The sequence below is a fragment of the Sphingobium sp. genome (genome assembly GCA_023266575.1).
In the GTDB taxonomy this organism is placed as follows: domain Bacteria; phylum Pseudomonadota; class Alphaproteobacteria; order Sphingomonadales; family Sphingomonadaceae; genus Sphingobium.
Genome location: JAHFPV010000003.1, coordinates 165232 through 190028, shown reverse-complemented (window position 1 = coordinate 190028; position 24797 = coordinate 165232). Strand labels below are relative to the sequence as shown.

Sequence of the window (24797 nt, the reverse complement as noted above, 5' to 3'; positions counted from 1 at the left end):
CCATGACCGTCCGCACCCGCGTCATCCCCTGTCTGGACGTGGCCAATGGGCGCGTGGTCAAGGGCGTCAATTTCGTCGATCTGCGCGATGCGGGCGATCCGGTCGAGCAGGCGAAGCTCTATGATGCGGCGGGCGCGGACGAGCTGTGCTTTCTGGACATTACCGCGACGCATGAGGCGCGCGGCACGATCCTGGACGTGGTGCGGCGCACGGCCGAGGTCTGCTTCATGCCGGTGACCGTTGGCGGCGGGGTGCGGACGCCGGAGGATGCGCGCGCGCTGCTGCTGGCCGGGGCGGACAAGGTGGCGGTGAACAGCGCGGCGGTGGCGCGGCCCGAACTGGTGGCGGATATTGCCGATCGCTTTGGCAGCCAGTGCATCGTGGGATCGGTCGATGCGCGGCGGGTCGGCGAGGGTCGCTGGGAAATTTTCACCCATGGCGGACGCAAGCCCACCGGGATCGACGCGCTGGACCATGCGCTGCGGCTGGCGGAGCTGGGTGCGGGCGAATTGCTGGTGACGTCGATGGATGGTGACGGGACCAAGGCAGGCTATGACCTGGCGCTGACGCGGGCGATTGCCGATGCGGTATCGATCCCGGTCATCGCCAGCGGCGGCGTGGGGACGCTGGACCATCTGGTCGAGGGCGTGACATTGGGCCATGCCAGCGCAGTGCTGGCGGCGTCGATCTTCCATTTCGGGCAGCACACGATCGCCGACGCGCATCGCGCGCTGGCAGCGGCAGGCGTGCCGGTGCGTGGCACCAATCTGGCTGAGGCGTGAGGACAGACATGCGCGAAACCCTCCACCAACTGGAACAGACGATCCGCCAGCGGCGCTCGGCTGACCCGTCCACATCCTATGTCGCCAAGCTGAGCGCGCGGGGGCGTGGCAAGATTGCGCAGAAGGTGGGCGAGGAAGCCGTCGAGACGGTGATCGCCGCGATGGCGGACGACCGTGACGGCGTGGTTGGCGAAAGCGCGGACCTGCTGTTCCACCTGCTGCTGCTGCTCGCCGATTGCGACATTTCGCTCGACGATGTGTGCGACGAGTTGGAGCGGCGCGAGGGCGTGTCGGGCATTGCCGAGAAGGCATCGCGCCCCGCGGACTGACAATCATCGGATAGATATTGCGTCCGCTGCGTTCTGGCCTAGCCTCATGGGCGGGACAGGGAGTGGAGAGCATGATGATACGGACGGTAATCGGCGGCCTGCTGGGCGGCTTTGCGATGTTTATCACAGGCTTCATCTTCTGGGGCACGCCGCTGAGCGCGCTGGCTATGAGCCGCGCCGAGGGGCAGGCGAGCGCCAATTTGCAGGCGGCGCTGGCGCAGGCGCTCAACACGACCGGCACCGGCGTCTATACCATTCCCGATCCGGCGACGGCCGAAGGCACCATCCTGTATGGCAAGGGTCCGGTCGCGCAGATTTTCTACAATAGCAGCGGCTTTCCAGTGATGGACAGCGCCAGCCTGATCGGCGGGCTGATCCTGGCGCTGGTGGTGGGCGTGCTGATCGCGCTGGCGCTGCGGTTCGTCACGACCGGCTTTGCCGAGCGGGCGCGGGTCAGCCTGATCTTCGCGCTGGCGACGGTGCTGTGGATGGATATCGGGCAGGCCGTGTTCAACCATGCGCCCTGGGGCTATATTCTTTATCTGGGGTTCAGCGATTTCGTCGCGCTGGCGGTGGCAGGGCTGATCGCGGCCAAGCTGATGGACGGGGCGCAACCGACGGTCGGGACGGTCCATTAGGGCGGGATAACTTTAGCCTGCACAACCTCCGTTCGTGCTGAGTAGAGGCTGAGCTTGTCGAAGGCTCGTATCGAAGCATCGTGCGCATACGCATCCTTCGATACGCCATTTCAACTTCGCTCAATGGCTACTCAGGACGAACGGAATTTGGTAAAGGCAGATCGCGTCACGCCATAGCTTCCTGCGCCATGCGGATCATGCAGGCGGCGTGGCGGTGGGCGACGGCCATGCGGTCCTCGCCATAGCCGCCGCCCATGGTGCTGGCGACGGGAATGGCCCGCGCCCTTGCCTGTCGCATGACATAGCGGTCGCGCGCGTCGAGGCCCGCGTCGGTCAGGGCTAGACGCCCCAGCCGGTCGTCGCCATGGGGATCGACCCCGGCCTGATAGAGGATGAGGTCCGGCGCAAAATCGGCGAGCACGGGCGGCAGCGTGTCGTGCAGGATGGCGAGATAGGCGGCGTCCTCCACCCCGTCAGGCAGGCCGATGTCGAGCGTGGAGCGGGCCTTTCGCACCGGGAAATTTTTTTCCGCATGGATCGACAAGGTGAAAATGTCCGACCGGCCCGCCAGCAGCGACGCGGTGCCATCGCCCTGATGCACGTCCAGATCCAGGATCAGGATGCGATCCGCCTCCCCCTCCGCGATCAGCCGGTTGGCGGCGATGGCCAGGTCGTTGAACACGCAATAGCCCGCCCCGCTATCGGCCAGCGCATGATGGCTGCCGCCTGCGGCATTGGCGGCAAAGCCATGGATGCGCGCCAGCCGCGCCGCGGCCCATGTGCCGCCGGGCGACAGCAGGGAGCGACGCATCACCCGCTCCGTCACCCGAAAGCCGATCCGCCTTTCCTTGGGCGGCGGGACGGTGAGCGTCAGCACCTCCTCCACATAGTCGGGATCATGCACCGCCTCTATCCAGGCGCGCGGCATCGGATCGGGGGTGTGGAGGGTCATGGGCGGCGCAATTTCGCGCAGCGCCTCCATCACCAGCCCATATTTGTCGAAACGAAAGCGGCTGCCGGGTGTTGCGGGAGAGACATAGGCAGGATGGTGAACGACGTGCAGCATGATCTTTTCCGCTATCGTGATTTGAACGGTGGCCGCTTTGCGCTATCTGGTCCAGCATGAACCGTCCCGACATGATCCGTTTTTCGACGCTGGCCCTGCTGAGCGCCAGTGTCCTTAATGCCAGCACCCTGCCCGCTTACGCCCAGACGCCGGTAACGCAACCCCCGGCCACCGCGCCGACCCTGCCCCCGGCCATGGTGCAACCGGTGCCGCCCGCGCCATTGCCAGCGCCCATCCCGCCGCTATCGGCGGCGCAGGAGGCGTGGGCGAATGGCTGGCTGCGCGGTGGGGCGGAACAGGGGCTGATGGCGCGCAGCAAGGCGACTGCCAGCCTGACCGGCGAAGCGCTGGTCAACGCCGTGCTGGACCGGGCCAAGGCGCTGTCCACCGGGCGGGTCGATACTGCCGATTTTCTGGAGATATGGGCGCTACGCCCCGAACGGTTCGATCCGCGCCCAGGACTGGCCAAGGCGGTGGCCGAGGATCGGCTGGCGCAATGGGCCAATGCGCTGACGCCGCCCTATGCGGGCTATGACGGGCTGCGCAAGGGGCTGGCCACCTATGAGGCGATCCGCGACAAAGGCGGCTGGCCAGTGCTGACCGCGACGTCCGCGCCGATGGTGGTGCGCGCGCGCATCGCGCTGGAGGACAAGAGCGTCACGCCAACGGAGAATCTGACCGACGTGCTGCAACGGGCGCAGCGGCGCTATGGGCTGAATCCCACCGGCTTGCTCGACGCGCGGACGCTGGCGGCGCTCAATGTCAGCGTGGACGACCGGATCGCCGCGATCATGGCCAATATGGAGCGGTGGCGCTGGATGCCTCGCCGCCTGCCGGTCAACCGGGTGCAGGTGAACATCGCCGCCGCTGTGCTGACCGTTTTCCAGGGCGACCAGCCGGTCACGTCGATGCGCGCGGTCACTGGCAGCCCGCAAAATGCGACGCCGATGCTGACGTCGAACATCCATTCGATCGTGGTCAATCCGCCGTGGAACGTGCCGATGTCGATCGCCAATCGGGAGCTGTTCCCCAAGGGGCGGGCGGCGCTGGCAAGGCAGGGCTACAAGATCATCAAGACGCCCGAAGGCGGCGAACGGATCGTCCAGCCCGCCGGCCCGAACAGCGCGCTGGGGCGGTTGAAGTTCGATTTCGCCAACCCGTTCGCCGTCTATCTGCACGACACCCCGTCCCGCGGCAAATTTGCCAGCTATGACCGGCTGGCCAGCCATGGCTGCATCCGGCTGGAAAAGCCGGTGTCGCTGGCCGAATTGATGGTGGCGAGCGACCCGGAGCTGAACGGGCAGATCCAGACGCTGATCGACGCGGGCAAGACCCAGCGTGTGTCCCTGCCGCAGGAAGTGGCGGTCTATCTGCTCTACTGGACCGCCTTTGCCAGCAGCAACGGGACGATGAGTTTTCGCGCCGACCCCTATGGCTGGGACAAATTGCTGGCCGCCAAGATCGAGGCGTCGAGCCGCCGGGCCGACCCCACCGCCCTCCCCTCCCCGACGATCGCATCGAAGGACTGACCACCCATGCGTAAAATTGCCCTGTTCGCCCTAGCCGGTGCCCTTGCCCTGTCCGCCTGCGGCAAGAAGGAAGAAGAGCCGACGGCGACCAATAATCTGGTCGAGCCGCCGGTCGAGAATGTCATCATCGAGGAGCCGGACGCGGTGCTGCCGCCGCCGTCCAACAATGCCGTCGCGACTCCGGCCGCGCCGCCGTCCGTGTCGGAACAGCAGCAGATTCAGGATGATGCCGACGCCACCGGTATGACCGCGCGCCTGCCCCAGGAAGGCGAAGAGAGCCAGCCCGCAGACGAAGCGAGCGGTTCCGCGCCATAAGGCGCATCGCCCCGCTCTTGGAGCGGGGCTGCGTCTTTGCTATATTGGGATTATGGATCGCCGCAATTTCACGAAGTTCGCTGCAAGCGGACTCGCCTTTTCGTTTCTATCCGACAGCATCGGCCGGGCGGCCGTGCCAGTGATGCCCGCCCCTGTGTCAGCGACGCCGGTCGTGCAGCCGGTAGCGGCCAAGCCCTATGCGTCGCTGCTCGAACGCGCCAAGGCGGCGCTCGACCGGCATGGCGACGCCTTCACCCTGCGGGACCGGGTGGCGATCGCCGACTTCAATGCGCCGTCGAAGGATTTGCGCTTCCATATCGTCGACCTGATCGGCGGGCAAAGCAGCAGCTATCTGGTTGCCCATGGCCGCGGATCGGACCCGGCGCATAGCGGCTGGCTCCACAGTTTTTCCAACGAACCCAATTCGCTGGCTAGCAGTTCAGGCGCGTTCAAGACCGGCGAACAATATATCGGCCAGCATGGCCGGGCGATGCGGCTCATTGGGCTGGACCCGCAGAACAACAATGCCGAACCACGCGCCATCGTCGTCCATGGCGCGGACTATGTGGGCGAGGACCATATCGCCACATGGGGCAAATGCGGACGGAGCGAAGGCTGCTTCGCGGTCGCGCCGCACATGCTGCCGCAATTGCTGGGGCTGCTGGGCAGCGGGCGGTTGCTCTATGCGGACAAGATTGGGGTTGCGGGGTAAAAAGCCGCTCTGATCTTTAAGACTTAAGACCGCATATAGAACGGCCCCATCCTTCATCGTCATGCTGAACTTGTTTAGCTGCGCTGGCCTGCGGCTCAGCATCCATTTCTCGTCACGAGCGGCGGCTTTTTGGGCACGATGAATCCTGAAATAAATTCAGGATGACGTTGTAGGGTAACGAAAAGTCACATGCGACCCCCATCCCTTTGATTGGAAGCGCGCGACTCCAATCAAAGGGATGGGGTTAAGGCAGAGTTGCCGCGGTGGCTATTACCCCGCCTTCGCGCCCGTCAGCGCTTCGGCGGCGGGCTTATTGGTCGCATCGACCGAGCCATCGGCCAGCATCGTCTTGCTGAGCGCCACTGCTTCGGCCTGAAGCGCGGTGTCGGTGCTGGTCTGGCTTGCACCGATGAGGGCGGAGAGGAGGATGTTTTTCGTCACCTTGTCCGCCGCATTTTCTGACGCCGATTTTCGGGCCAGGACCAGCGCTTCGGTGTAGAGCGGGGCGGAACCCGTCTTGTCCTGGGCGGCGAGTTTCTGGTTACCCATCTGGATCAATATGCCCGCCAATATGTTGCGGCTGGCCGCATCCGTGGGCTTGGCTTCCACCACCTTGCGCCAGTGCGGCACCGATTCGCCGTACAGCGCGATCACCTTGTCCATCTGGCCCAGCGCGCCATAGGCAGCGGCGTCGGTATACAGGGCGTTGGCGAGGAAATTGACATTGTCGATTTTCGACGGGTCCACCTCTACCGCGGTGCGGATGGCGGGGAGCGCGGCGTCATATTTGGCGACGGCCCCGGCATTGTCGCCCGCCTGCTGGGCCGCCTGTCCGGCGGTGAAGGCCGTGACCGCGCTGTTGAAGGCGGCGATCTGGGCCGGGGTCATCTGCGCGGCGGCGGGAGCGGCCTGAGCCGTCGCGGGGGCGTCCTGCGCCAGGACGGGGGTGGCAAGAGCCAGCGGTGCGGACAGGCTCATCAAAGCGATCAGGGCGGTCTTGGCCAATGTCAGGGTCTCCTTGGTCGTTGCGGTCAGCAGTTCCCAAAGACAATGAACGAAGGCGCAGGCCGGTTCCCAGAGGGTCAGGGGCGGCTCATCGCGCAAAACGCTCCAGCTATGGCAAAATCGGCGGCGCGCCGGGCGTTGCGGGCGGCGGCCTGCGCATCCTCGCCCCATTGTTCGATCTGCCACGCCTCGTCGATTTCTGCGGCCTGCCAGATGGCGCCCAGATCATGGCCGCCATCGACAATGGCGAGGCCGCAGATGAGCGATCCGCTGAGGTTGACCAGCGTGGAGAGGCCAGCGAGCAGGAAGGGATCGAAGGCCGCGACCGCTGCGCCGAGCCGGGTTAGCGTCTGCGCGGGCTGGTCGACCGGCCAGATCCCCTGCGTCACGACGAAGGCGACGTCATAGCGCGCCCGCGCCCAGTCGAGCAGTGGCTCCCAGGCTGCCGCCTGCCGCTCCACCAGCGTTTGCGGGGCATCGGCGCGGTAGCAGAGCAGGTCGCTCTCGCCATAGCGGGCGATCCCTGCGGCAAAGCTGGCTTGATTGGGGACGATATGGTCGATCGCGGCATTGGCAAGGCCGGTGAGCGGCATGGTGGCGGGATCGACGCTCTCACCCTGCGCGCGCCATTCGGCAGCGACGGCATCGGCCAGCGCTGGCGTGGGCAGCGCCAGCAGCGCGCGGGCTGGGGTGCGGACGGGGCGGGTGTCGAGCTGGATGGCAAAGCCTTCGTCAGCGGATACGACCGCAACGTCCTTGTAAAAGCGCTTCATGGCTTGGTGCGCTTGAACAGGGCCAGCATCAGGCGCGGGACGATCATGAACTGGAACAAGCCGACGATGACCATGATCGCGCCGAACGCCTTGGCCTTGTCCCCCTGCACCCAGGTGAAGCGCTGCATGATGGCGAGGAAGCCGAACATGACGATGAAGGCACCCGACAGGCGGAACAGGCCGATGGCGAAATGACGCTGGCGGGCGATCTTTTCGGGATCAACGGGGGGCGGAGGCGGAAAGTCGGTCATGGCGCGCCGATATGGCCGCGCAATTGCGCGCTGTCCATGGCCACGGCTTGCGCGCCTGCCGCGATCAGCTCGTCCGGCGCATGATAGCCCCAGGCGACGCCGATGCTGCGGACGCCTGCCGCCAGCCCCATGTCGATGTCGAAACTGGTGTCGCCGATCATGACGGTGGTGTCGGGCGCGGCTCCTGCTTCGGCCATGGCGGTCAGCAGCATGGAGGGATGCGGCTTGGACGGGTGGCGATCAGCGGTCTGGAGCGTGACGAAGCGGTCGATCAGGCCATGATGGGTGAGGCAGAGCGCCAGGCCGCGATCCGACTTGCCGGTGGCGACGCCCAGCAGCCAGCCCGCGCGGTCCAGGTCATGCACCAGATCGGCGATGCCGGGATAGAGCGGTTCGGACACGGCATTTTCGCGCCGCATCGCCTGAAACGCCAGCTTGTAGCGCTCCGAGAGATGATCGTGAAAATCCGCCTCCGCGTCCGGCAGCAGCCGGGCCATGGCGTGGGGCAGCGAAAGGCCGACGACCGAGAGGATGGCGAGGCGATCCGGCGCGGCAAGCTTCGCGTCCTCGAACGCGCGGGCCATGGCGGCGCAGATATTATGCTGGCTGTCGACCAGCGTGCCGTCGCAATCGAACACGACCAGGGGGTTAGGCATCGACGCTGTCCCTATTCGCCCCCGCCGCGCGAGCGCCGTTCGCCCTTGCGGTCCTTGCGCACTTGCTTGGCGTGCTGGCGCGCGAACTTCTTTTCATCCTCGCGCGTGGGGCTGCGGTCGATCTCGTCATCCAGCGGCATGTCGCCGAGGCTGAGGTCGAAGCCGAGATCGGCCAGGCTGGAGGCGAAATGGGCGGGCAGGTCCGCCATCACGTCCACCCGGCCACCGTCGGGATGATCGACGCGGATGCGGCGGGCGTGAAGGTGCATCTTGCGGCTGATCGTGCCGGTCAGGAAACTGTCCTTGCCGCCATATTTGCCGTCGCCGACGATCGGGTGGCCGATAGCGGCGAGATGGACGCGCAACTGATGGGTGCGGCCGGTATAGGGTTGCAGCTCGACCCAGGCGGCGCGGTTGCCCGCCCGTTCGATGACGCGATAGCGGGTGCGCGCGGGCAGCCCTTCGGCTTCATCGACATGCATTTTTTCGCCGCCCGTGCCGGGTTGCTTGGCCAGCGGCAGCTCGATCATGCCGTCTGCGATGGCAGGCACGCCGATGACCAGGGCCCAATAGACTTTGCGCGCGGTACGGCTGGAAAAAGCCTTGGCAAAATGGGCGGCGGCGCGGCTGGAGCGGGCGAGCAGCAAAGCGCCCGACGTATCCTTGTCCAGCCGGTGGACCAGCTTGGGCCGCGATTCGGCGTTGAAGATGAGGCCATCGAGCAATTTATCGACATGCTCGTCCGTCTTGGTCCCGCCCTGCGTGGCGAGGCCCGGCGGCTTGTTGATGACGATCGCCTGCGCGTCGCGGTGGATCACCATTTCCTGCACATAGGCGATCTCGTCCTCGGTCAGGTCGATGACCATCGCGCGCTTGGCGGGGCGTTCGGAGGGCGCGGCCTTGGCTTCGGCGGGAGGGACACGGATCATCTGCCCCTCGGCGATGCGATCGCCCGGCGCGGCGCGTGCGCCGTCGATGCGCAACTGGCCGGTGCGCGACCAGCGCGACACGATGTTGAAGCCGACATCGGGCAGATGCCGCTGGAACCAGCGGTCGAGGCGGATGCCGTCATCGTCGGGCTGGACCCGATACTGGCGCACGTCGAGCGAGACGCCCTTGGCCGCCGATGGCTTGGGTGCGGCGGCCTGCACCACGGGTGCGGCCTTGGCGGCGGCGGGCTTGGCAGCGGGCTTTTTCGGGCCGGACTTGAAGGGCGGCTTGAAGGCGGGCTTGCCGCCCTCCCCCTTGCGCGCGGTCGCGGCCTTTGCGCCGCCACGGGCGCGGCCGGGCGCGCCGGTCGGCTTGCCGGGGGCGGATTTACCGGCGGCTGGCTTGCCGAAGGCTTTGCCAGGCGCTGCTTTGCCAGCGGCGGGTTTGCCGGGGGCAGCGGGTTTGCGACCGCGCGGGGCGTCGCTCTTGCCAGGAGGACGACCCTTCATGCCACGACACTCCGCATCAGCGACAGGCCCAGCGCCAGCGCCACGACAGCGCCGATCACCGATGCCAGCGCATAGGCCAGCGCGACGATGATCTGGCCGCGCTCGATCATCAGCAATGTTTCCAGGCTGAAGGCGGAGAAGGTGGTGAAGCCGCCCAGCACGCCGACGCCCAGCAGCAGCCGGATCGGTTCACCCGACGTCAGGCTGCCGCGTGCCAGCCAGCCAGCCAGCAGACCCATGGCGAAACCGCCGATCAGATTGGCCGCGAACGTGCCCCACGGCCAGGTCGCACCCGGCGTCATCGCGCCCAGGAAACGGCCCAGCTGGTAGCGCAGCGCAGCGCCCACCGCGCCACCGCCCATAACAAGGAAAATATTGGTCATGCCGCTGCCCCTACAGCGATTGCGTCAAAGGGGAAAGGTCGCATCTGCGCGCCATTGCCCCTCCACCACGCCCTGCGGGCGCGGTCCCCCTCCCCACGCCTGCGGCGCAGGGAGGATTTGGGGCCTATTTGCCGTTGTCGGCGATGATGTCGACGCTGGTCTTGCCGCCCGGCGCGTCGGTGAAGAGGATGAAATAGGCGCTGCCATCGGCCTTGCGCGTGCCGCCCAGCACATGATCGCCGCCCAATATCTTATGTTCGCCCTCATAACCGGCGCGGCGGGCGATGGTGTAATAATAGTCCATCACGCCCTGCCGCGGCGCGGGTGTCACGAAACTGGCGGCGCGCAGGGTGCAGCCATTGCGTTCCGCGCCCGCCGCTTCGGTCAGTTGCGCGCCGGGATAGAGGGTGAAGGGATCGGGCAGGCGCTGCGCCCATTCCATGCCGTAAGCGAGCTGCTTGCTGCAATGGGCGTTGCCGCCGTTGCGCGACGCCTGTTCGCGGGCGACTGCGCCCAAGGTGACGGTCGATGCCATGGCCTCGCCTGCGCTGGGCGCGGGCGTGGCGAGCAGCTTGCCGCCTGCCTGTTGCAGCGCGGCGGCCTGCGCCTTACCCGCGTCGCCACCAAGCAACGGCACCGCGCCATTGGCGGGGCGGTCGGCTGGGCGCACGGCGTTGCGGTTGGACTGGCCGACCAGCTGGGGATCGACCACGATCGGGTCGGCCAGCGCGCCTTTCAGCGCCGGATCGACCGCATTGTTGGTGAGTTGCGCATCGAGCGCGGCGAGGCTGGCATCCTTGTCCCCCTTGCCGCAGGCGGCGAGCGCCAGCGTCAGCGTGATGATGGAAACGGACCTGAAAAACGCCATGCTGCACTCCTTCGTAAACAAGGCATGAAGAGTGCGGGTTAATTTTTCGTTAGGACTTTTGGTGAATCGCGGGAAAATTCCGCATCATCGGGCCAGTTTCTGCTTACTGGCCTGCCTGTTTGCCTTGTGGCCATGCGGCGGAACGGCCATTAAACCTGGATGCTAAATATATTATCCGGCTTTATCGGCCTTGTCACCCTGGTCCTGATGATCCCCGCTTTCATTCCGTTGCTGGGCGCATTGAACTGGCTGCTGGTGCCCATGGCACTGTTCGGGGCGGTGATCGGCATGATCTCTTCGCGCAATGGCGGGCGTAATTTCTGCCTGATCGTCGCTGCGTTCGGCGCGCTGCGGCTGTTCCTGGGCGGGGGGATTTTCTGAACCCGACGCACAATTATACGCGCAATGGCCTGATCGCTGCGATTGTCGCCTATGTCATCTGGGGGATGCTGCCGCTCTTCTTTCGGCTGGTACATCATGTCGATCCGGTCGAGATCGTCACCCAGCGGGTCTTGTGGTCGCTGCTGCTGATCGTCACACTGCTGGCGGCGCGCAGGGGACTGGGCCCGTTGATCTCGGCGTTGCGCGACCGGCGGCTGATCATGCCGCTGGCCGGGTCCGCCCTGATGATCGCGATCAACTGGCTGACCTATGTCTGGGCGGTCAATGACGGGCATGTCGTCGCAACGAGCCTTGGCTATTTCCTCAACCCGCTGGTCAATGTTGCGCTGGGCGTGCTGGTGTTGAAGGAGAAGCTGCGGCGACCGCAAATGCTGGCAATCGTCGTGGCGGCGGTGGGTGTTGCCATATTGGCGGCCGCGGCGCTGACGACGCTATGGATCAGCCTGACACTGGCGATCAGCTTTGCTTTTTATGCCCTGTTGCGCAAAATTACGCCTGTCGCGCCGATGACGGGTCTGGGGGTCGAAACGCTGCTGCTGACGCCGCCCGCCATTGCTTACCTGATCTGGGAAGCGGGCCATGGCGGGGTGAGTTTCGGACAGGATGCCGGGACAACCGCGCTGCTGGTGATTTCCGGCGCAGTGACGACGGTGCCGCTGGTGCTGTTCGCCATGGCGGCGCAACGGCTGCCCATGGCGACGCTGGGAATCTTGCAATATCTCGCCCCGATGCTGCAATTTTTCTGCGGCGTCGTGCTGTTCGGCGAGACATTGAGCCACGGCCAAATGCTGAGCTTTGGCCTCATCTGGATCGCGCTGATCCTGTTTGCGACCGACGGCGTGCGGATGGCGCGGCGGAACCGGGTGGCGACGGTTTAATTTATCCCCGTTCGTTTCGAGCCCTTCGACTGCCCGCCTGCGGCAGGCGCTCAGGATAAACTACGTCGAGAAACGTTGGCGCAGTGTTTGCGTTTCTCGACACGCTCGAAACGAACGGAGGTGGGTGTCAGGAAAATTCGGTCGCCTCGAAGCGCACGGCTTCACCGACCGCGTCATTGGCCAGCGCATCTTCCCACATCACGCGATTGCCGCGGATGATGGTGCCGACCGCCTTGCCGGTCAGCTCCATCCCCTCGAACGGGGACCAGTTGCAGCGCGAGGCAAGCCAGTCGCTGCCCACGGTCCAGCGCTTTTTCAGGTCCACCACGGTGAAGTCGGCGTCATAGCCCAGCGCGATCCGCCCCTTGCCGACCAGCCCGAATACGCGCTGCGGGCCGGACGAGGTCAGTTCGATGAAGCGGCGCAGCGTCAGCCGCCCCTCCGCCACATGGTTGAGCAGCAGCGGCACCAGCGTCTGGACGCCTGGCATCCCGCTGGGGCTGGTGGGATAGGGCTTGGCCTTTTCCTCGATCGTATGGGGGGCGTGATCGCTGCCCAGCACATCAGGCACGCCCTGATTGAGCCAGTGCCACAGTCCATCGCGGTGCGCGCCCGACCGGATCGGCGGGTTCATCTGAGCATAGGTGCCAAGGCGCGGATATGCCTCCTCCCCGGCCAGCGTCAGATGCTGGGGCGTCACCTCGCAGGTCGCGATATCCTTGTTCTGGCCGATATAGGCGAGTTCGGCGGGTGTGGTGATGTGCAATATGTGGATGCGGCGGCGCGCGGCGCGGGCCAGACCGATGATGCGTTTGGTCGCGATCATCGCGCTTTCATCGTCGCGCCAGACCGGGTGCGACGACGGGTCGCCGGCCAGCGCATGGCCCTTGCGCGCGTTCATCCGCGTCTCATCCTCGGCATGGATGGCGACGCGGCGGGTGCCGCTGGCCAGCACGCGGGCGAGCGCATTGTCATCATCGACCAGCAGGCTGCCGGTGGACGCGCCCATGAAAATCTTGACCCCTGCGGTGCCGGGGATGCGTTCCAGGTCGCGCAGATGTTCGGCATTGTCCGCCGTCGCGCCGACATAGAAGGCATGGTCACACCACATGCGGTGGTGCGCGCGCTTCAGCTTGTCATGCACCCGCTCGGCCGTGTCGGTGTTGGGATTGGTGTTGGGCATTTCAAACACGGCGGTAATGCCGCCCAGCACCGCAGCGCGGCTGCCCGATTCGAGATCTTCCTTATGCTCCAGCCCCGGCTCGCGAAAATGAACCTGGCTGTCGATGCAGCCGGGCAGGACATCAAGGCCGGTGCAGTCGATGGTTTCGCCCGCGTCGCCAAGGCCCGTGCCGATCGCAACGATCCTGCCACCGCGCACGCCGACATCGGCCTGCTCCGCGCCGCCCGGCGTGTGGATGGTGCCGTTCTTCAGGATCAGGTCGAAAGTTTCGGACATGGTGCGCTCCGTGAAAAACCGTTCGCCCTGAGCGAAGTCGAAGGGCCATGCCGAACGCAGTGAGGCCTTCACGATGTTCAGGCAAGGGCTTCGACTTCGCTCAGCCCGAACGGGTTGGTAATTGGGTGCATCTGTCCTACCTAAAGCCGATGACCGGCACCACCCTCACCGACCGCGCGATCCTCAGAATTTCAGGGGAGGAGGCGCGGCCCTTTCTGCAAGGCCTGCTGACGCGCGATGTTTTGACGCTGGCACCCGGTGCGCCGCGCTGGACCGCGTTGCTGACCGCGCAGGGGAAAGCGCTGTTCGACATGATGTTGTGGGCTGATGGCGATGACGTGCTGATCGACTGTGAGGCGGCGCAGGCCGATGCGCTAGCCAAGCGGCTGACGCTCTATCGGTTGCGGCGGAAGGTCGTGATTGCCCGCGATGAGTCGCTGGCGGTGCATTGGGCGCTGGAGGCGACGGACAGGCCGCGCGATCCGCGCCTGCCCGCGCTGGGGCATCGCTGGATTACAGCGCCGGGGGATGGCGACGCGGCGGCGGCATTTCGCGCGCATCGGCTCCGCCAAGGCGTGTTCGAGGGCGCTGGCGAGTTGGGGCAGGATCAGACGCTCTGGCTGGAAACCAATGCCGGGGAACTGAACGGCGTCGATTATGACAAGGGCTGCTATGTGGGGCAGGAGAATACCGCGCGGATGCATTATCGCGCCAAGGTGAACCGGCGGCTGGTCGCAGTGCCGCTGGCGCAAGCCGACGAGAAAAGACAGCGGGCGGCGTTGCCGGACATGGGGTTGTCCATCGAGTTGCGGCGGGTGGAAACGCTCGATCCGGCTACCCTGCCCGACTGGCTCGCGGCGGCGGTTGCGGATCAGGCCGCGGCGGAATGAAACGGCTGCTGCTCACGCTATTGGGCGCGCTGGCCTTCGCCACCCCGGCCCTCGCTGACACGCCCTGGACACTGGTAAAAACCTACCCGCATGATTCCACCGCCTTTACCGAGGGGCTCTTTTTCCATGACGGGGCGCTGTATGAAAGCACCGGGCTGGAAGGGCAGTCGGACATTCGCAAGGTGCGGCTGAAGGATGGCAAGGTGATCCAGCGGAGTGTGCTGGAGCCGCGCTATTTTGGCGAGGGGATCGTTAATTGGGGCGACCGACTGATCAGCCTGACCTGGCGGCATGGACAGGGCTTTGTCTGGACGCTGGACGATTTCGCGCCGGTCGGGGATTTTCGCTATACAGGTGAAGGCTGGGGGCTGACGCAGGACGGGCGGCATATCATCCAGAGCGACGGCAGCGCGCAGTTGCGCTTCCTTGATCCCGACACGCTGGCCGAGCAGCGCCGCATCACGGTGACGTGGAACGGGCGTGCGGTCGAGCGGCTCAATGAGCTGGAATATGTGCGCGGCGAGATTTGGGCGAATATCTGGTATGAGACGAAGATCGCACGGATTGATCCCGCGACGGGCGCGGTGATCGACTGGATCGATGTCGCGCCGCTGATGAAGGCGGCGGGGGTGCGCGATAGCGAAGCGGTGGCCAACGGCATTGCCTATGACGCGGCGAAGGACCGGGTTTTCATCACCGGCAAATATTGGCCGAAGCTGTTTGAGATCAAGGTGGGGAAGTAGGCTTACCGCTTCCAGCGCGCCCAGATGGCGGTGGGGAGCAGCAGGCCGCGCGCTTCCTCCCGCACCGCCAGCTCACCCACTTCCACCTCGCCCGGCAGGTCGGCAAAGGCCTGTCGCAGCAGTTCGCCGATCGCCAGCGCCGACATGCGGACGGCATAGACGGTCAGGAACAGGAAACGGCTGTCGGCGTCGAGCAATTGGCGGCAATTGGCGATGAGCGCGGGAAGATCTTCCTCCAGACGCCAGACTTCGCCATCGGGGCCGCGGCCATATTTGGGCGGGTCGAGGAGGATGCCGTCATAGCGGCGGTTGCGCCGGACTTCGCGGGCGACGAATTTGGCGGCGTCCTCGACGATCCAGCGCACGGGGCGATCCGCCATGCCCGACAGGTCAGCGTTGGCGCGGGCCTGCGCCACCGACTTTTTTGAGGCATCGACATGGACCATGCGCGCGCCGCTGGCCGACATGGCGAGCGTACCGACACCGGTATAGCCAAACAGGTTCATGACTTCGGCGTCGGGCTTGTTGGCGGTGCGTTCGCGCATCCAGTCCCACACCGGGGCCATGTCCGGAAAGAAACCGAGATGGCGGAAGGGGGTGCAGCTCGACTGGAAGGTCACTTCCTTCCATGTGAGCGGCCAGCCCTCGGCAGGCACCGGCTTTTCGTAGAACCAGCGGCCCCCGCCCTCTTCGTCCGAGCCCGGCACAAATTCGCCGTCCGCCTTCCAGTTTTCGGTCGCGGGCGCCCACATCGCCTGCGGTTCTGGGCGGATGAAGCGGAAGCGGCCATAGCGCTCCAGCTTGCGGCCATGGCCCGAATCGATCAGGCCATAATCGGCCCAGGGTTCGCCGATGAGGGTTTGAAGATTCACACTACCTCCGTTCGGTTCGAGCTTGTCGAGAACTGGATGCGCGCAGTTCTCGACAAGCTCGAACCGAACGGGTGGGGGGTGTTAGCCGCGCGGGGTCGCGCGTTCGGCGACATAGGCGGTGACCGCCTCGAAAGTGCCGGGCAGCTTCACATAATGTTCCTCCCGCGCGAACAGGTCGCCGACGCGGGCGGGGAGCGGCGGGCGGGTGCCGGTGGCGCGCTCGACCGCGTCGCGGAACTTGGCGGCATGGGCGGTCGCCAGCGTGACCACCGGGATCGACGGATCGAGATCGGTCGCCTGCGCTGCGGCCAGGCCGATGGCGCTGTGCGGGTCGATGATCTGGCCCGCCGCGTCATAGGCCCAGCGCATCGCCATGGTCATGCCGTCGGCGTCGATCCGGGCGGAGGTGAACAGGCCAGCCGCGCCCTCGCGCTGCGCATTGGTCAGGCGCATCGCGCGGGTGGCTTCAAAGCCGCCCATCTGTGCGGCCAGCGCCAGCCCGTCACGACCGCCCGCGTCGAACAACAGCCGCTCAAAATTGGAGCTGACCTGAATGTCCATGCTGGGGGTAGCGGTCGCCACGACCTGGCCCTGACTGTAATCGCCCTGCGACAGCGCGCGATGAAGGATGTCGTTGACGTTGGTCGCGACGATCAGTTTCGCGACCGGCAGGCCCGTTTTCGCCGCGACATAGCCAGCGAACACATCGCCGAAATTGCCGGTCGGGACCGAGAAGGCGACCGGGCGTTCGGGCGCGCCCAGGCGCACGGCGGCGTAGAAATAATAGACGACCTGCGCCATCAGCCGCGCCCAGTTGATCGAATTAACGGCGGACAGATTGAAGCGACGCTTGAAATCAGCGTCGTTGAACATCCGCTTCACCATCGCCTGCGCGTCGTCGAAGCTGCCCTCGATCGCGATATTATGGACGTTGGGCGCGCGCACGGTGGTCATCTGCCGCCGCTGCACGTCGGACACGCGGCCTTCGGGGTGGAGCATGAAGATGTCGATCTTCTCGCGCCCCGCCACCGCGTCGATCGCGGCCGAGCCGGTATCGCCAGAGGTGGCGCCAACGATGGTCAGGTGATCGTCGCGGCGCGACAGGAAGCGTTCGAACAACTGGCCGAGCAATTGAAGCGCGACATCCTTGAACGCCAGCGTCGGGCCATGGAAGAGTTCGAGCAGCCAGTTGCGATGATCGAGCTGGACCAAAGGCACAACCGCCTGATGGCTGAAGCGGCCATAGGCGGCTTGGCACAAGTCGCGCAGTTCCGTCTCATCGAGCGATCCGGCGACGAACGGGGCCATAACCCGGACAGCGGTTTCAACATAGGAGAGGCCCGACAAGGCGCGAATGTCGTCGGGCGAGAAGGACGGCCAGCTTTCCGGCACATATAGCCCGCCATCGGACGCGAGGCCCGCCAGCGTGACATCCTCAAAACCGAGCGCCGGTGCGCTACCCCTGGTGCTGACATATTGCATGATGGGGAAGCGCGGTAACGATGCGCGCGCCTATCGGCAAGCGTTTAGGGCGATTTGGGCGCGTTGCGGCGGCGCAGGGCGAGAATATAGATGATCGACGCGACGATCGCGAAGAAGAACCACTGCACCGCATAGGCGAGATGATTGTTGGGGACGTCAGCGGCGCTGGGCGGGGCCGAGGGTTTGAGGCCCGCAGGTGCCGTCCGCGCGATCAGCATCGGGCGCAGCGGCATGGCCTTGCCGCCGATACGGGTCAGCAGGGCGCGGTGGTCGGGTTCCTCGCTGATCCAGCCTGCCACCTGCCCGCCAGTCCAGGCGACCTTGGCGTCAGGGCGTTCCGTCACGCCAAGGGCTACCAGAGCGCCCGGTCCTTCCGCCCCGGTGGCGCATTGGGCGATGTGGCGATAGCCGGTGGAGCCATCGGCGGCGCGGCCAGCCTCGACCTGCCAGCCGACAACGCGCAGGCATTGGACCGACGAGGGGCGGAACAATATTTCGGGCGATACCGGCGGCAATTGCGGGAAAGCGACCGGGGGACGGGCCGGGTTGCTGGCGGCCAGTTGCAGCGCCTGCGCCTTTTCCGCGCGACGCTGGAACTGCCAGATGCCAAGGCCGATCATGACCAGCACGGCGGCCACGACGATGATGGTCGGGATGACGGGGATACGCGCCCTGCTCATGCGTCGGGGCCTTTGGCAACGATGCGGCCTTCGCGCGCGCGGTTGCGATATTCCAGTGTCAGCAGCGCGCCCTTGGCGACGCGCAGGCTGGCGACCACGGCCAGCGTGGTGAGCGGCGTCCAGAGCAGGATATGCACCCAGAGCGGCGGGTGGAGATTGAGTTCCAGCGCCAGCGCCAGCACCACCATCAGCGTGCCGACAATCAGCGTCAGGAAGGCAGCAGGGCCGTCGCCGACATTGAACTGGACATAGTCGAGACCGCACGCGCGGCAGCTGGATGCGAATCGGACCGGGCCGTCGAACATGGTCGCCGCGCCGCATTTGGGGCAGGCACCGCGCGCGGCATCGACCAGAAGCGGCGCGGCGGGGCGGACGGGTTCAACGGGGGTTATCATGGGGCTGGCATAGCGGGCGGCGGCCCAAAAGAAAACGGCCGGGGACAAGCCCGGCCGTTATTCATACTGTCAGCGATCGCGGAGTGATCAGCCGCCGTGGATCGGCGCGCCCCAGCCGCCCCAGACATAGATGGCGACAAAGAGGAACAGCCACACCACGTCGACGAAATGCCAATACCAGGCAGCGGCTTCAAAGCCGAAATGCTGGCGCGGGGTGAAGTGGCCCTTATAGGCACGGACCAGATTGACTATCAGGAAGATCGTGCCGACCAGAACGTGGAAACCGTGGAAGCCGGTCGCCATGTAGAAGGCCGAGCTATAGGGGTTGCCGCCGAAATCGAACGGGGCATGGGCATATTCATAGGCCTGCACGCAGGAGAAGATCGCGCCCAGGATGATGGTGCACCACAGACCCTTGATCAGGCCATCGCGGTCGCCATGGATCAGCGCATGATGCGCCCAGGTCACGGTGGTGCCGGAGCAGAGCAGGATCAGCGTGTTGAGCAAGGGCAGCTCAAAGGCGTTCATGACTTCCACGCCCTTCGACGGGAACAGGCCGTCGATCGGGGGCAGCGCGCTGGGGAACAGCGAGAAGTCGAAAAAGGCCCAGAACCAGCCGACGAAGAACATCACTTCCGATGCGATGAACAGGATCATGCCGTAGCGCAGGTGCAGCTGGACAACAGGGGTGTGGTCACCGGCATGGGCTTCGGCCACGACATTGGCCCACCAACTGTAGAAGGTGAACAGCACGCCGGCCAGACCGAGCAGGAACACCCAGCCGCCGCCAGCGGGCAGCGCGTCGGGGTGCATCCACATGATCCCGCCAAAGGCCATGACCAGCGCCGACATGGCGCCAAACAAGGGCCAGATGCTGGGCGGGAGAATATGATAATCGTGATTCTTGGCGCCTGCCATGACTGCTCTTCCCTGTTCGCTTGTCCGTGTTCTTGAGAATTGCCTTAGCTTGGCTTCTTGTCCTGCTCAACAGGGTAGAAGGTATAGCTCAAGGTAATTTGCTGCGTATCCTTGTTATCCGGGTCTTTCAGGATCTTGGGATCCACGAAATAGAGGACGGGCATCCGCACCTCCTGCCCCGGTTGCAAGGTCTGCTGCGTGAAGCAGAAGCATTGAATCTTGGTGAAATAGGCCCCCGCCTGGCTGGGGGTGACGTTGAAGCTGGCGGTGCCGGTGACCGGCTTGTCCGACATATTCTTCGCGATGAAGATCGCCATGTCCTTGCTGCCCACGGTCACCGTATCGGTGCGATGTTCGGGGTAGAATTGCCAGGGCATCCCCGGCTGGACATTGGAATCGAAGCGGATCGACATGGTGTGGCCCGCCGCTTCGCGCACCTGCACATTGGCGTCCGCGCGCATCGTCGTGCCGCCAAAGCCGGTCTGTTCGCAGAAGATACGATAGAGCGGGACCGACGCAAAGCCGAGCGCCAGCATCGACAGGCCGACGCCCGCCATGGCGATCATCGTGCGGCGATTGCGCCGGTCGCGGTCGAAAGGAGAAGGCGGCAGCGTTGCCATCAGATCGCGCTGCTCCCGCCGATCTTGGCCAGGGTGATGGCGTAGAACAGGATCACCAGCGCCGCCAGAATGAGGCCCGTCACCAGCGCGCGCGACTTTTGCCGGGCGCGGATCAGCTTTTCTTCGTCTGGGGTCATGCCAATAGCCAGCGGTCGACGACCACTGCTCCAAAGAGGAGGAAAAGATAGAGGATCGAATATTTGAACAGTCGCCGTTCCGGTCCCATCCGCGCCGGATCGCTCTCACGACGGCGATAGACCTGGAAGGCAAAGACGGCGAACAGCAATGTGCCGAACAACGCGACGGTGCCGTAGAGCAGGCCAGTGAGGCGCAACAACACCGGGGCCATCGCCGCAACCGCCATGATCGCGGTGTAAAACCAGATCTGGCGACGGGTCGCGACCTCGCCTGAGACGACCGGCAGCATCGGGATGCCTGCGGCAGCATAATCGGGCTTGGCGAACAGGGCCAGCGCCCAGAAATGCGGCGGCGTCCAGAAAAATACCAGCATGAACAGGGCGACCGGCAGCGCCGCGACGTCGCCGGTGACCGCGGCCCAGCCGATCACCGGCGGGAAGGCCCCGGCCGCGCCGCCGATGACTATATTCTGCGCCGTGCGGGGCTTGAGCCAGATGGTATAGACGAACACGTAGAAGAGGATGGAGATCGCCAGGATGGCGGCGGCGAGCCAGTTGGTCGCCATGCCCATCAGGATAACCGAGAAGAAGGAAAGGCCGACGCCGAAATGCAGCGCCGAAGTCCGGTCCATGCGCCCGGCGGGCAGAGGGCGATTGGCGGTGCGCTTCATCTTCGCGTCGATATCCGCCTCATACCATTGGTTGAGGGCAGCAGCCGCGCCTGCGCCCAGCGCGATGCAGAGAATGGCGGTGAAGGCCAGCACCGGGTGGATATGACCGGGGGCCGCGAGCAGGCCGCACAGGCCGATGAACACCACCAAAGTCATGACGCGCGGCTTGGTCAGCGCGAGGAAGTCGCGCCAGTGGGCCGTGATCGGGGCGGATGTCATCGTTACGCTCGTCATATCGGTTCCGGCCCCACCAGTCGGGGGCATATAGCATGAGGGGGCGGGCTTGGCACCCGCCCCCTCGATCATGTCAGTATGTCCGATGATCAGTGATGCGCGGCATCGTCGATCACGGGCAGGGTTTCAAACTGGTGGAAGGGCGGCGGGCTGGACAGGGTCCATTCCAGCGTGGTCGCGCCTTCGCCCCAGGGATTGCCAGCGGCCTTCTTGCCAGCCGCCAGCGACCAGAACACGTTGATGAAGAAGATCACCATGCCGACAGCCATGATTTCATAGCCATGGGTCGCGACCTGGTTCCACTTTTCAAAGGCGGCAGGATAGTCGGGGTAACGACGCGGCATACCCGACAGGCCCAGAAAGTGCATCGGGAAGAACAGCAGGTTCACGCCGACGAAGAACACCCAGAAATGCAGCTGGCCGAGGAATTCATTATACATGCGCCCCGACATTTTCGGGAACCAGTAATAGAAGCCCGCGAACAGCGAGAACACCGCACCCAGCGAGAGGACGTAGTGGAAGTGTGCGACGACATAATAGGTGTCGTGCAGCACGTCGTCGACGCCGCCATTGGCCAGCACGACGCCGGTGACGCCGCCCACGGTGAACAGGAAGATGAAGCCCAGCGCCCAGACCATCGGGGTCTTGTAGCTGATCGAACCACCCCAGATGGTCGCGATCCACGAGAAGATCTTGATGCCGGTCGGCACCGCGATGACCATGGTGGCGGCGGTGAAATACATCTTCACATTGACCGACATGCCGGTGGTGAACATGTGGTGCGCCCACACGACGAAGCCGACGACGCCGATCGCGACCATGGCGTAAGCCATGCCGAGATAGCCGAACACGGGCTTTTTCGAGAAGGTCGAGATAATCTGGCTGACGATACCGAAGCCGGGCAGGATCATGATATAGACTTCGGGGTGACCGAAGAACCAGAAGAGATGCTGGTAGAGTTCAGGATCGCCGCCGCCGGCCGCGTCGTAGAAGGTGGTGCCGAAGTTGCGGTCGGTCAGCAGCATGGTGATCGCAGCGGCCAGGACCGGAAGGGCCAGCAGCAGCAGGAAGGCGGTGACCAGCACCGACCAGACGAACAGCGGCATCTTGTGCAGGGTCATGCCCGGCGCGCGCATGTTAAGGATGGTGGTGATGAAGTTGACCGCACCGAGGATCGAGCCAGCGCCCGCAATGTGCAGCGACAGAATCGCCATGTCGACCGCCGGGCCAGCCGAACCGCTGGTCGAGAGCGGGGCATAGACGGTCCAGCCGGTGCCAGCGCCATAGCCGGTGCCGCCGGGCACGAAGGCCGAGCCGAGCAGCAGCGCGAAGGCGGGGATGAGCAGCCAGAAGCTGATATTGTTCATGCGCGGGAAGGCCATGTCCGGCGCGCCGATCATGATCGGCACGAACCAGTTGCCAAAGCCGCCGATGATCGCGGGCATCACCATGAAGAACACCATGATCAGCCCGTGCGCGGTGATCAACGCATTCCAAAGGTGATAGGCCTGGTCGAGGCTGGCAGGCTCCGCGCCCAGCAGCGAATGCTGGATATTGGCCCAGCCCTGGAGATACTGGATGCCCGGCTGCGCCAGTTCGACGCGCATCAGGCCGGAAATCGCCCCGCCCACGACGCCCGCGAAAATCGCGAAGATCAGGTAGAGGGTGCCGATGTCCTTATGGTTGGTGGACATGAACCAGCGCTGGAAAAAGGCTGGCTTGTGATCGGCGTCGTGATGATCATGGGCGTGGTCGCCATGATGATCTGCGGTAATGGTGGTCATGGCGGTTCTGCCCTTACATCAAAGCTTGGCGTCAGCGGCGGGCGCGGCGGCGGCAACGGCAGGCGCCGCGCCAGCGGGCTTGCCGCCCTGCGAGAGTACCCACTGGTCGAACTGCGCAGGCGGCAGTGCCTCGATCGCGATCGGCATGAAGCCGTGGCGCGCGCCGCACAATTCCGAACACTGGCCGTAATAGACGCCCGGCTTTTCGATGGTGAAGCTCTTTTCATTCAGGCGGCCGGGAACGGCGTCCATCTTGACCCAGAGCGAAGGCACCGCGAAGCTGTGGATGACGTCGGCAGCGGTGATGATCAGCTTGATCGGGCGACCGGCGGGCAGGACCAGACGGTTGTCGGCGGCCAGCTGATGCGGTTCGCCGCTGGCCTTGGCCTGCTCCTCGGTCAGCATGTTCGACACGAATTCGGGGATGCCCGAGTCGGGATATTCATAGCCCCAATACCATTGATAGCCGGTGACCTTGACGGTCAGCGCATCCTTGGGCGCGGGCTTGTACTGGTCGGCCAGCAGGCCGATCGAGGGGACCGCGACGACCAGCAGGATCAGCACCGGCAGCACCGTCCACACCACTTCGATGAAGGTGTTGTGCGACGTCTTGGACGGGATCGGGTTCGCGCTCGCCCGGAAACGCCACATGGCATAGAGCATCAGCGCAAGGACGAGGATAGAAATCGCGAAGATCAGCGGCAGCAGCATCTTGTCATGCAGCCAGCGGGCGGTGTGGCCAGTGGAGGTGAACTGCTCCTGCAGCGTGACTTCGCCCGGCTTTGGCATACCAATGCCTTCGGTCGGCTTCATGCGCGGCGGCGCGGCGACCTTGGCCACGGGCGCAGCCTGCGCAGCCGGTGCGGCGGCGTTGGCGGCCGAATCAGCCGGAGCGGCGGCATTGTCCGCAGCTGGCGCGGCGACGGCGACATTGTCCTGCGCCAGCGCCTGACCGTTCATCGCGATCGATGGCGCGAAGGCCAGCAATCCGGCGAGAACGAGCGATTTCACCTTGTTCATAGCGTATTCTTACCCCGTAACCCCTTGGCGCCGCTGCAACGAAGACGCGCGTCTGCGCATCGCCCCCGCCCGGTCGGTTCTGCCGCGGCTTATAGGCATGGTTTTTTCATGCCTCAAGCTTCCATGACCAGATTTTCTTCGCTGTTGCAACGTCCCCTTTGGCCCCCTATTTCGCAGCAGCGCGCACAGGGGCGCGATCATGGCGCGTCGCGTGCGTCATGTTTACAGGGATATGATGGGGGGCAGAGCGCCCGCATGGCCCGCGACAGGATAGATGAACGGCATGAGCGACGAAGAGGTTTTGGCGGAATTCCGGGCAGCAGGGGCATTGCTGGAAGGACATTTCATATTGTCGTCGGGTCGCCGCAGCGCCAATTATCTGCAATGCGCCCGCGTGCTGATGAATGCCGAGCGCGCTGGCACTCTCGCCCGCGCGATGGTGCAGAAACTGCCGCGCGAATTGCGGCAGGAGATCGACCTGGTGGTTTCGCCAGCCATGGGCGGCCTGATCGTCGGACATGAAGTCGGCCGCGCGCTCGGCAAGGACGCGGTGTTTCTGGAACGGCCCGAAGGGACATTCGAGCTGCGCCGGGGCTTTGCCATATCGCCCGGACAGAAAGTGCTGATGGTCGAGGATGTCGTGACCACCGGCCTGTCGTCGCGCCAGGCGATCGAGGCAGTGACGGCAGAAGGCGGCATTGTCATCGCCGAAGCCGCGCTGGTCGACCGGTCGGCGGGCGAGGTGGAGTTGGGCGTCCCCTTCTATCCGCTCGTGTCGATCAATTTCCCGGTCTATGAAGCCGATGCGGTGCCGCCCGAACTGGCGGCGATCCCGGCGATTAAGCCGGGCAGCCGGAAGATATAGC

At 65.0% G+C, this 24797-nt stretch carries 30 protein-coding genes; 11 read left to right on the top strand and 19 right to left on the bottom strand.

Going from position 1 to position 24797, the window contains the following annotated elements:
* Positions 1 to 2: 2 nt before the first annotated feature.
* The 3 genes from hisF (at position 3) to Q0D44_RS05735 (ending at position 1749) form a co-directional block, all read left to right on the top strand.
* Positions 3 to 782 carry an imidazole glycerol phosphate synthase subunit HisF gene (gene hisF, locus Q0D44_RS05745; protein ID WP_294133785.1) on the top strand — a complete coding sequence of 260 codons (780 nt, stop codon included), beginning with the start codon at positions 3 to 5 and terminating at the stop codon, positions 780 to 782.
* Positions 783 to 790: 8 nt separating this feature from the next.
* Complete coding sequence (locus Q0D44_RS05740; RefSeq protein ID WP_294133782.1) at positions 791 to 1111, top strand: phosphoribosyl-ATP diphosphatase; 321 nt, start codon at positions 791 to 793, stop codon at positions 1109 to 1111.
* A 71-nt stretch (positions 1112 to 1182) separates the two neighbouring features.
* Positions 1183 to 1749, top strand: coding sequence for a hypothetical protein (locus tag Q0D44_RS05735; RefSeq protein WP_119745147.1), 567 nt, complete (start codon positions 1183 to 1185; stop codon positions 1747 to 1749).
* Positions 1750 to 1915: 166 nt separating this feature from the next.
* Here Q0D44_RS05735 and Q0D44_RS05730 read toward each other — a convergent pair whose 3' ends face one another.
* On the bottom strand, positions 1916 to 2815 hold the full coding sequence (locus Q0D44_RS05730) for a histone deacetylase (RefSeq protein WP_294133768.1): 900 nt from the start codon (positions 2813 to 2815) through the stop codon (positions 1916 to 1918).
* A gap of 71 nt (positions 2816 to 2886) precedes the next feature.
* Here Q0D44_RS05730 and Q0D44_RS05725 point away from each other — a divergent pair, with 71 nt between their 5' ends.
* From Q0D44_RS05725 to Q0D44_RS05715, 3 genes are read left to right on the top strand one after another with little or no spacing between them, the layout of a single operon-like run.
* Positions 2887 to 4344, top strand: coding sequence for a L,D-transpeptidase family protein (locus tag Q0D44_RS05725; protein WP_294133764.1), 1458 nt, complete (start codon positions 2887 to 2889; stop codon positions 4342 to 4344).
* Positions 4345 to 4350: 6 nt separating this feature from the next.
* Positions 4351 to 4659, top strand: coding sequence for a hypothetical protein (locus Q0D44_RS05720; RefSeq protein WP_294133761.1), 309 nt, complete (start codon positions 4351 to 4353; stop codon positions 4657 to 4659).
* Positions 4660 to 4711: 52 nt separating this feature from the next.
* Positions 4712 to 5371: a murein L,D-transpeptidase catalytic domain family protein gene (locus tag Q0D44_RS05715; protein ID WP_294133754.1), complete on the top strand. Its 660-nt coding sequence runs from the start codon at positions 4712 to 4714 to the stop codon at positions 5369 to 5371.
* Positions 5372 to 5641: 270 nt separating this feature from the next.
* On the opposite strand, the gene Q0D44_RS05710 is transcribed toward Q0D44_RS05715, so the two are convergent.
* From Q0D44_RS05710 to Q0D44_RS05680, 7 genes are all read right to left on the bottom strand, one after another.
* Positions 5642 to 6376, bottom strand: a complete 735-nt coding sequence (locus Q0D44_RS05710; protein ID WP_294133751.1) for a hypothetical protein — start codon at positions 6374 to 6376, stop codon at positions 5642 to 5644.
* 77 nt (positions 6377 to 6453) lie between these two features.
* The gene (locus tag Q0D44_RS05705; protein ID WP_294133747.1) at positions 6454 to 7149 is read right to left on the bottom strand and encodes an ATP12 family protein; all 696 of its coding nucleotides are present in this window, start codon (positions 7147 to 7149) and stop codon (positions 6454 to 6456) included.
* A complete protein-coding gene (locus Q0D44_RS05700; protein ID WP_294133745.1) occupies positions 7146 to 7400 on the bottom strand; it encodes a hypothetical protein in 255 nt (84 codons plus the stop codon). The genes Q0D44_RS05705 and Q0D44_RS05700 overlap by 4 nt, the downstream gene beginning before the upstream one ends.
* The gene (locus tag Q0D44_RS05695) at positions 7397 to 8056 is read right to left on the bottom strand and encodes an HAD-IA family hydrolase (RefSeq protein WP_294133742.1); all 660 of its coding nucleotides are present in this window, start codon (positions 8054 to 8056) and stop codon (positions 7397 to 7399) included. Before Q0D44_RS05695 ends, Q0D44_RS05700 begins: the two co-directional genes overlap by 4 nt.
* 11 nt (positions 8057 to 8067) lie before the next feature.
* The gene (locus tag Q0D44_RS05690) at positions 8068 to 9495 is read right to left on the bottom strand and encodes an RluA family pseudouridine synthase (RefSeq protein ID WP_294133740.1); all 1428 of its coding nucleotides are present in this window, start codon (positions 9493 to 9495) and stop codon (positions 8068 to 8070) included.
* Positions 9492 to 9878 carry a fluoride efflux transporter CrcB gene (gene crcB, locus Q0D44_RS05685; protein WP_294133737.1) on the bottom strand — a complete coding sequence of 129 codons (387 nt, stop codon included), beginning with the start codon at positions 9876 to 9878 and terminating at the stop codon, positions 9492 to 9494. Before crcB ends, Q0D44_RS05690 begins: the two co-directional genes overlap by 4 nt.
* 124 nt (positions 9879 to 10002) lie before the next feature.
* On the bottom strand, positions 10003 to 10746 hold the full coding sequence (locus tag Q0D44_RS05680) for a hypothetical protein (protein ID WP_294133735.1): 744 nt from the start codon (positions 10744 to 10746) through the stop codon (positions 10003 to 10005).
* Between the two features lie 159 nt (positions 10747 to 10905).
* Here Q0D44_RS05680 and Q0D44_RS05675 point away from each other — a divergent pair, with 159 nt between their 5' ends.
* On the top strand, positions 10906 to 11127 hold the full coding sequence (locus Q0D44_RS05675; protein ID WP_119746088.1) for a hypothetical protein: 222 nt from the start codon (positions 10906 to 10908) through the stop codon (positions 11125 to 11127).
* 32 nt (positions 11128 to 11159) lie between these two features.
* The gene (gene rarD / locus Q0D44_RS05670) at positions 11160 to 12026 is read left to right on the top strand and encodes an EamA family transporter RarD (RefSeq protein WP_294133976.1); all 867 of its coding nucleotides are present in this window, start codon (positions 11160 to 11162) and stop codon (positions 12024 to 12026) included.
* A gap of 127 nt (positions 12027 to 12153) precedes the next feature.
* On the opposite strand, the gene Q0D44_RS05665 is transcribed toward rarD, so the two are convergent.
* Entirely contained in the window at positions 12154 to 13485 is a 1332-nt protein-coding gene (locus tag Q0D44_RS05665) for a dihydroorotase (protein ID WP_294133730.1), read from the bottom strand.
* Between the two features lie 149 nt (positions 13486 to 13634).
* Between Q0D44_RS05665 and Q0D44_RS05660 the strand changes: the two genes are divergently transcribed.
* On the top strand, positions 13635 to 14375 hold the full coding sequence (locus Q0D44_RS05660; protein ID WP_294133975.1) for a folate-binding protein: 741 nt from the start codon (positions 13635 to 13637) through the stop codon (positions 14373 to 14375).
* A complete protein-coding gene (locus Q0D44_RS05655; RefSeq protein ID WP_294133727.1) occupies positions 14372 to 15118 on the top strand; it encodes a glutaminyl-peptide cyclotransferase in 747 nt (248 codons plus the stop codon). Before Q0D44_RS05660 ends, Q0D44_RS05655 begins: the two co-directional genes overlap by 4 nt.
* Positions 15119 to 15120: 2 nt before the next feature.
* Here Q0D44_RS05655 and Q0D44_RS05650 read toward each other — a convergent pair whose 3' ends face one another.
* From Q0D44_RS05650 to coxB, 10 genes are all read right to left on the bottom strand, one after another.
* Positions 15121 to 15990 (bottom strand): class I SAM-dependent methyltransferase, encoded by an 870-nt coding sequence (locus Q0D44_RS05650; protein ID WP_294133724.1) that lies wholly within the window; start codon positions 15988 to 15990, stop codon positions 15121 to 15123.
* 81 nt (positions 15991 to 16071) lie between these two features.
* Positions 16072 to 17472 (bottom strand): threonine synthase, encoded by a 1401-nt coding sequence (gene thrC / locus Q0D44_RS05645; RefSeq protein ID WP_294133721.1) that lies wholly within the window; start codon positions 17470 to 17472, stop codon positions 16072 to 16074.
* 44 nt (positions 17473 to 17516) lie between these two features.
* A complete protein-coding gene (locus tag Q0D44_RS05640; RefSeq protein ID WP_294133718.1) occupies positions 17517 to 18152 on the bottom strand; it encodes an SURF1 family protein in 636 nt (211 codons plus the stop codon).
* The gene (locus tag Q0D44_RS05635) at positions 18149 to 18547 is read right to left on the bottom strand and encodes a DUF983 domain-containing protein (RefSeq protein ID WP_294133715.1); all 399 of its coding nucleotides are present in this window, start codon (positions 18545 to 18547) and stop codon (positions 18149 to 18151) included. Before Q0D44_RS05635 ends, Q0D44_RS05640 begins: the two co-directional genes overlap by 4 nt.
* An 87-nt stretch (positions 18548 to 18634) precedes the next feature.
* Positions 18635 to 19465 (bottom strand): cytochrome c oxidase subunit 3, encoded by an 831-nt coding sequence (locus Q0D44_RS05630; RefSeq protein WP_119746104.1) that lies wholly within the window; start codon positions 19463 to 19465, stop codon positions 18635 to 18637.
* 44 nt (positions 19466 to 19509) lie between these two features.
* A complete protein-coding gene (locus tag Q0D44_RS05625; protein WP_294133713.1) occupies positions 19510 to 20085 on the bottom strand; it encodes a cytochrome c oxidase assembly protein in 576 nt (191 codons plus the stop codon).
* Entirely contained in the window at positions 20085 to 20222 is a 138-nt protein-coding gene (locus Q0D44_RS05620; RefSeq protein WP_182913925.1) for a hypothetical protein, read from the bottom strand. The genes Q0D44_RS05625 and Q0D44_RS05620 overlap by 1 nt, the downstream gene beginning before the upstream one ends.
* Positions 20219 to 21112: a heme o synthase gene (locus Q0D44_RS05615; RefSeq protein ID WP_294133709.1), complete on the bottom strand. Its 894-nt coding sequence runs from the start codon at positions 21110 to 21112 to the stop codon at positions 20219 to 20221. The genes Q0D44_RS05620 and Q0D44_RS05615 overlap by 4 nt, the downstream gene beginning before the upstream one ends.
* A 104-nt stretch (positions 21113 to 21216) precedes the next feature.
* Positions 21217 to 22911, bottom strand: a complete 1695-nt coding sequence (gene ctaD / locus Q0D44_RS05610; protein ID WP_294133706.1) for a cytochrome c oxidase subunit I — start codon at positions 22909 to 22911, stop codon at positions 21217 to 21219.
* 18 nt (positions 22912 to 22929) lie between these two features.
* On the bottom strand, positions 22930 to 23931 hold the full coding sequence (gene coxB / locus Q0D44_RS05605; RefSeq protein WP_294133704.1) for a cytochrome c oxidase subunit II: 1002 nt from the start codon (positions 23929 to 23931) through the stop codon (positions 22930 to 22932).
* Positions 23932 to 24214: 283 nt separating this feature from the next.
* On the opposite strand from coxB, the gene pyrE reads away from it, so the two are divergent.
* Positions 24215 to 24796, top strand: a complete 582-nt coding sequence (pyrE, locus tag Q0D44_RS05600; protein ID WP_119746419.1) for an orotate phosphoribosyltransferase — start codon at positions 24215 to 24217, stop codon at positions 24794 to 24796.
* The last annotated feature ends 1 nt before the right edge of the window (position 24797 follow it).

Excerpts from the sequence above, each read along its gene's own strand:
- Q0D44_RS05740 (WP_294133782.1), top strand. The coding sequence starts at position 791 with ATGCGCGAAACCCTCCACCAACTGGAACAGACGATCCGCCAGCGGCGC.
- Q0D44_RS05675 (WP_119746088.1), top strand. The coding sequence starts at position 10,906 with ATGCTAAATATATTATCCGGCTTTATCGGCCTTGTCACCCTGGTCCTG.
- Q0D44_RS05625 (WP_294133713.1), bottom strand. The coding sequence starts at position 20,085 with ATGGCAACGCTGCCGCCTTCTCCTTTCGACCGCGACCGGCGCAATCGC.
- hisF (WP_294133785.1), top strand. The coding sequence starts at position 3 with ATGACCGTCCGCACCCGCGTCATCCCCTGTCTGGACGTGGCCAATGGG.
- Q0D44_RS05735 (WP_119745147.1), top strand. The coding sequence starts at position 1,183 with ATGATGATACGGACGGTAATCGGCGGCCTGCTGGGCGGCTTTGCGATG.
- Q0D44_RS05700 (WP_294133745.1), bottom strand. The coding sequence starts at position 7,400 with ATGACCGACTTTCCGCCTCCGCCCCCCGTTGATCCCGAAAAGATCGCC.
- Q0D44_RS05730 (WP_294133768.1), bottom strand. The coding sequence starts at position 2,815 with ATGCTGCACGTCGTTCACCATCCTGCCTATGTCTCTCCCGCAACACCC.
- pyrE (WP_119746419.1), top strand. The coding sequence starts at position 24,215 with ATGAGCGACGAAGAGGTTTTGGCGGAATTCCGGGCAGCAGGGGCATTG.
- Q0D44_RS05725 (WP_294133764.1), top strand. The coding sequence starts at position 2,887 with ATGATCCGTTTTTCGACGCTGGCCCTGCTGAGCGCCAGTGTCCTTAAT.
- thrC (WP_294133721.1), bottom strand. The coding sequence starts at position 17,472 with ATGCAATATGTCAGCACCAGGGGTAGCGCACCGGCGCTCGGTTTTGAG.
- Q0D44_RS05665 (WP_294133730.1), bottom strand. The coding sequence starts at position 13,485 with ATGTCCGAAACTTTCGACCTGATCCTGAAGAACGGCACCATCCACACG.
- Q0D44_RS05620 (WP_182913925.1), bottom strand. The coding sequence starts at position 20,222 with ATGACCCCAGACGAAGAAAAGCTGATCCGCGCCCGGCAAAAGTCGCGC.
- Q0D44_RS05690 (WP_294133740.1), bottom strand. The coding sequence starts at position 9,495 with ATGAAGGGTCGTCCTCCTGGCAAGAGCGACGCCCCGCGCGGTCGCAAA.
- Q0D44_RS05640 (WP_294133718.1), bottom strand. The coding sequence starts at position 18,152 with ATGAGCAGGGCGCGTATCCCCGTCATCCCGACCATCATCGTCGTGGCC.
- Q0D44_RS05720 (WP_294133761.1), top strand. The coding sequence starts at position 4,351 with ATGCGTAAAATTGCCCTGTTCGCCCTAGCCGGTGCCCTTGCCCTGTCC.
- Q0D44_RS05660 (WP_294133975.1), top strand. The coding sequence starts at position 13,635 with ATGACCGGCACCACCCTCACCGACCGCGCGATCCTCAGAATTTCAGGG.
- Q0D44_RS05705 (WP_294133747.1), bottom strand. The coding sequence starts at position 7,149 with ATGAAGCGCTTTTACAAGGACGTTGCGGTCGTATCCGCTGACGAAGGC.
- Q0D44_RS05655 (WP_294133727.1), top strand. The coding sequence starts at position 14,372 with ATGAAACGGCTGCTGCTCACGCTATTGGGCGCGCTGGCCTTCGCCACC.
- ctaD (WP_294133706.1), bottom strand. The coding sequence starts at position 22,911 with ATGACCACCATTACCGCAGATCATCATGGCGACCACGCCCATGATCAT.
- Q0D44_RS05630 (WP_119746104.1), bottom strand. The coding sequence starts at position 19,465 with ATGGCAGGCGCCAAGAATCACGATTATCATATTCTCCCGCCCAGCATC.
- Q0D44_RS05615 (WP_294133709.1), bottom strand. The coding sequence starts at position 21,112 with ATGACATCCGCCCCGATCACGGCCCACTGGCGCGACTTCCTCGCGCTG.
- Q0D44_RS05635 (WP_294133715.1), bottom strand. The coding sequence starts at position 18,547 with ATGATAACCCCCGTTGAACCCGTCCGCCCCGCCGCGCCGCTTCTGGTC.
- Q0D44_RS05680 (WP_294133735.1), bottom strand. The coding sequence starts at position 10,746 with ATGGCGTTTTTCAGGTCCGTTTCCATCATCACGCTGACGCTGGCGCTC.
- Q0D44_RS05715 (WP_294133754.1), top strand. The coding sequence starts at position 4,712 with ATGGATCGCCGCAATTTCACGAAGTTCGCTGCAAGCGGACTCGCCTTT.
- Q0D44_RS05695 (WP_294133742.1), bottom strand. The coding sequence starts at position 8,056 with ATGCCTAACCCCCTGGTCGTGTTCGATTGCGACGGCACGCTGGTCGAC.
- crcB (WP_294133737.1), bottom strand. The coding sequence starts at position 9,878 with ATGACCAATATTTTCCTTGTTATGGGCGGTGGCGCGGTGGGCGCTGCG.
- coxB (WP_294133704.1), bottom strand. The coding sequence starts at position 23,931 with ATGAACAAGGTGAAATCGCTCGTTCTCGCCGGATTGCTGGCCTTCGCG.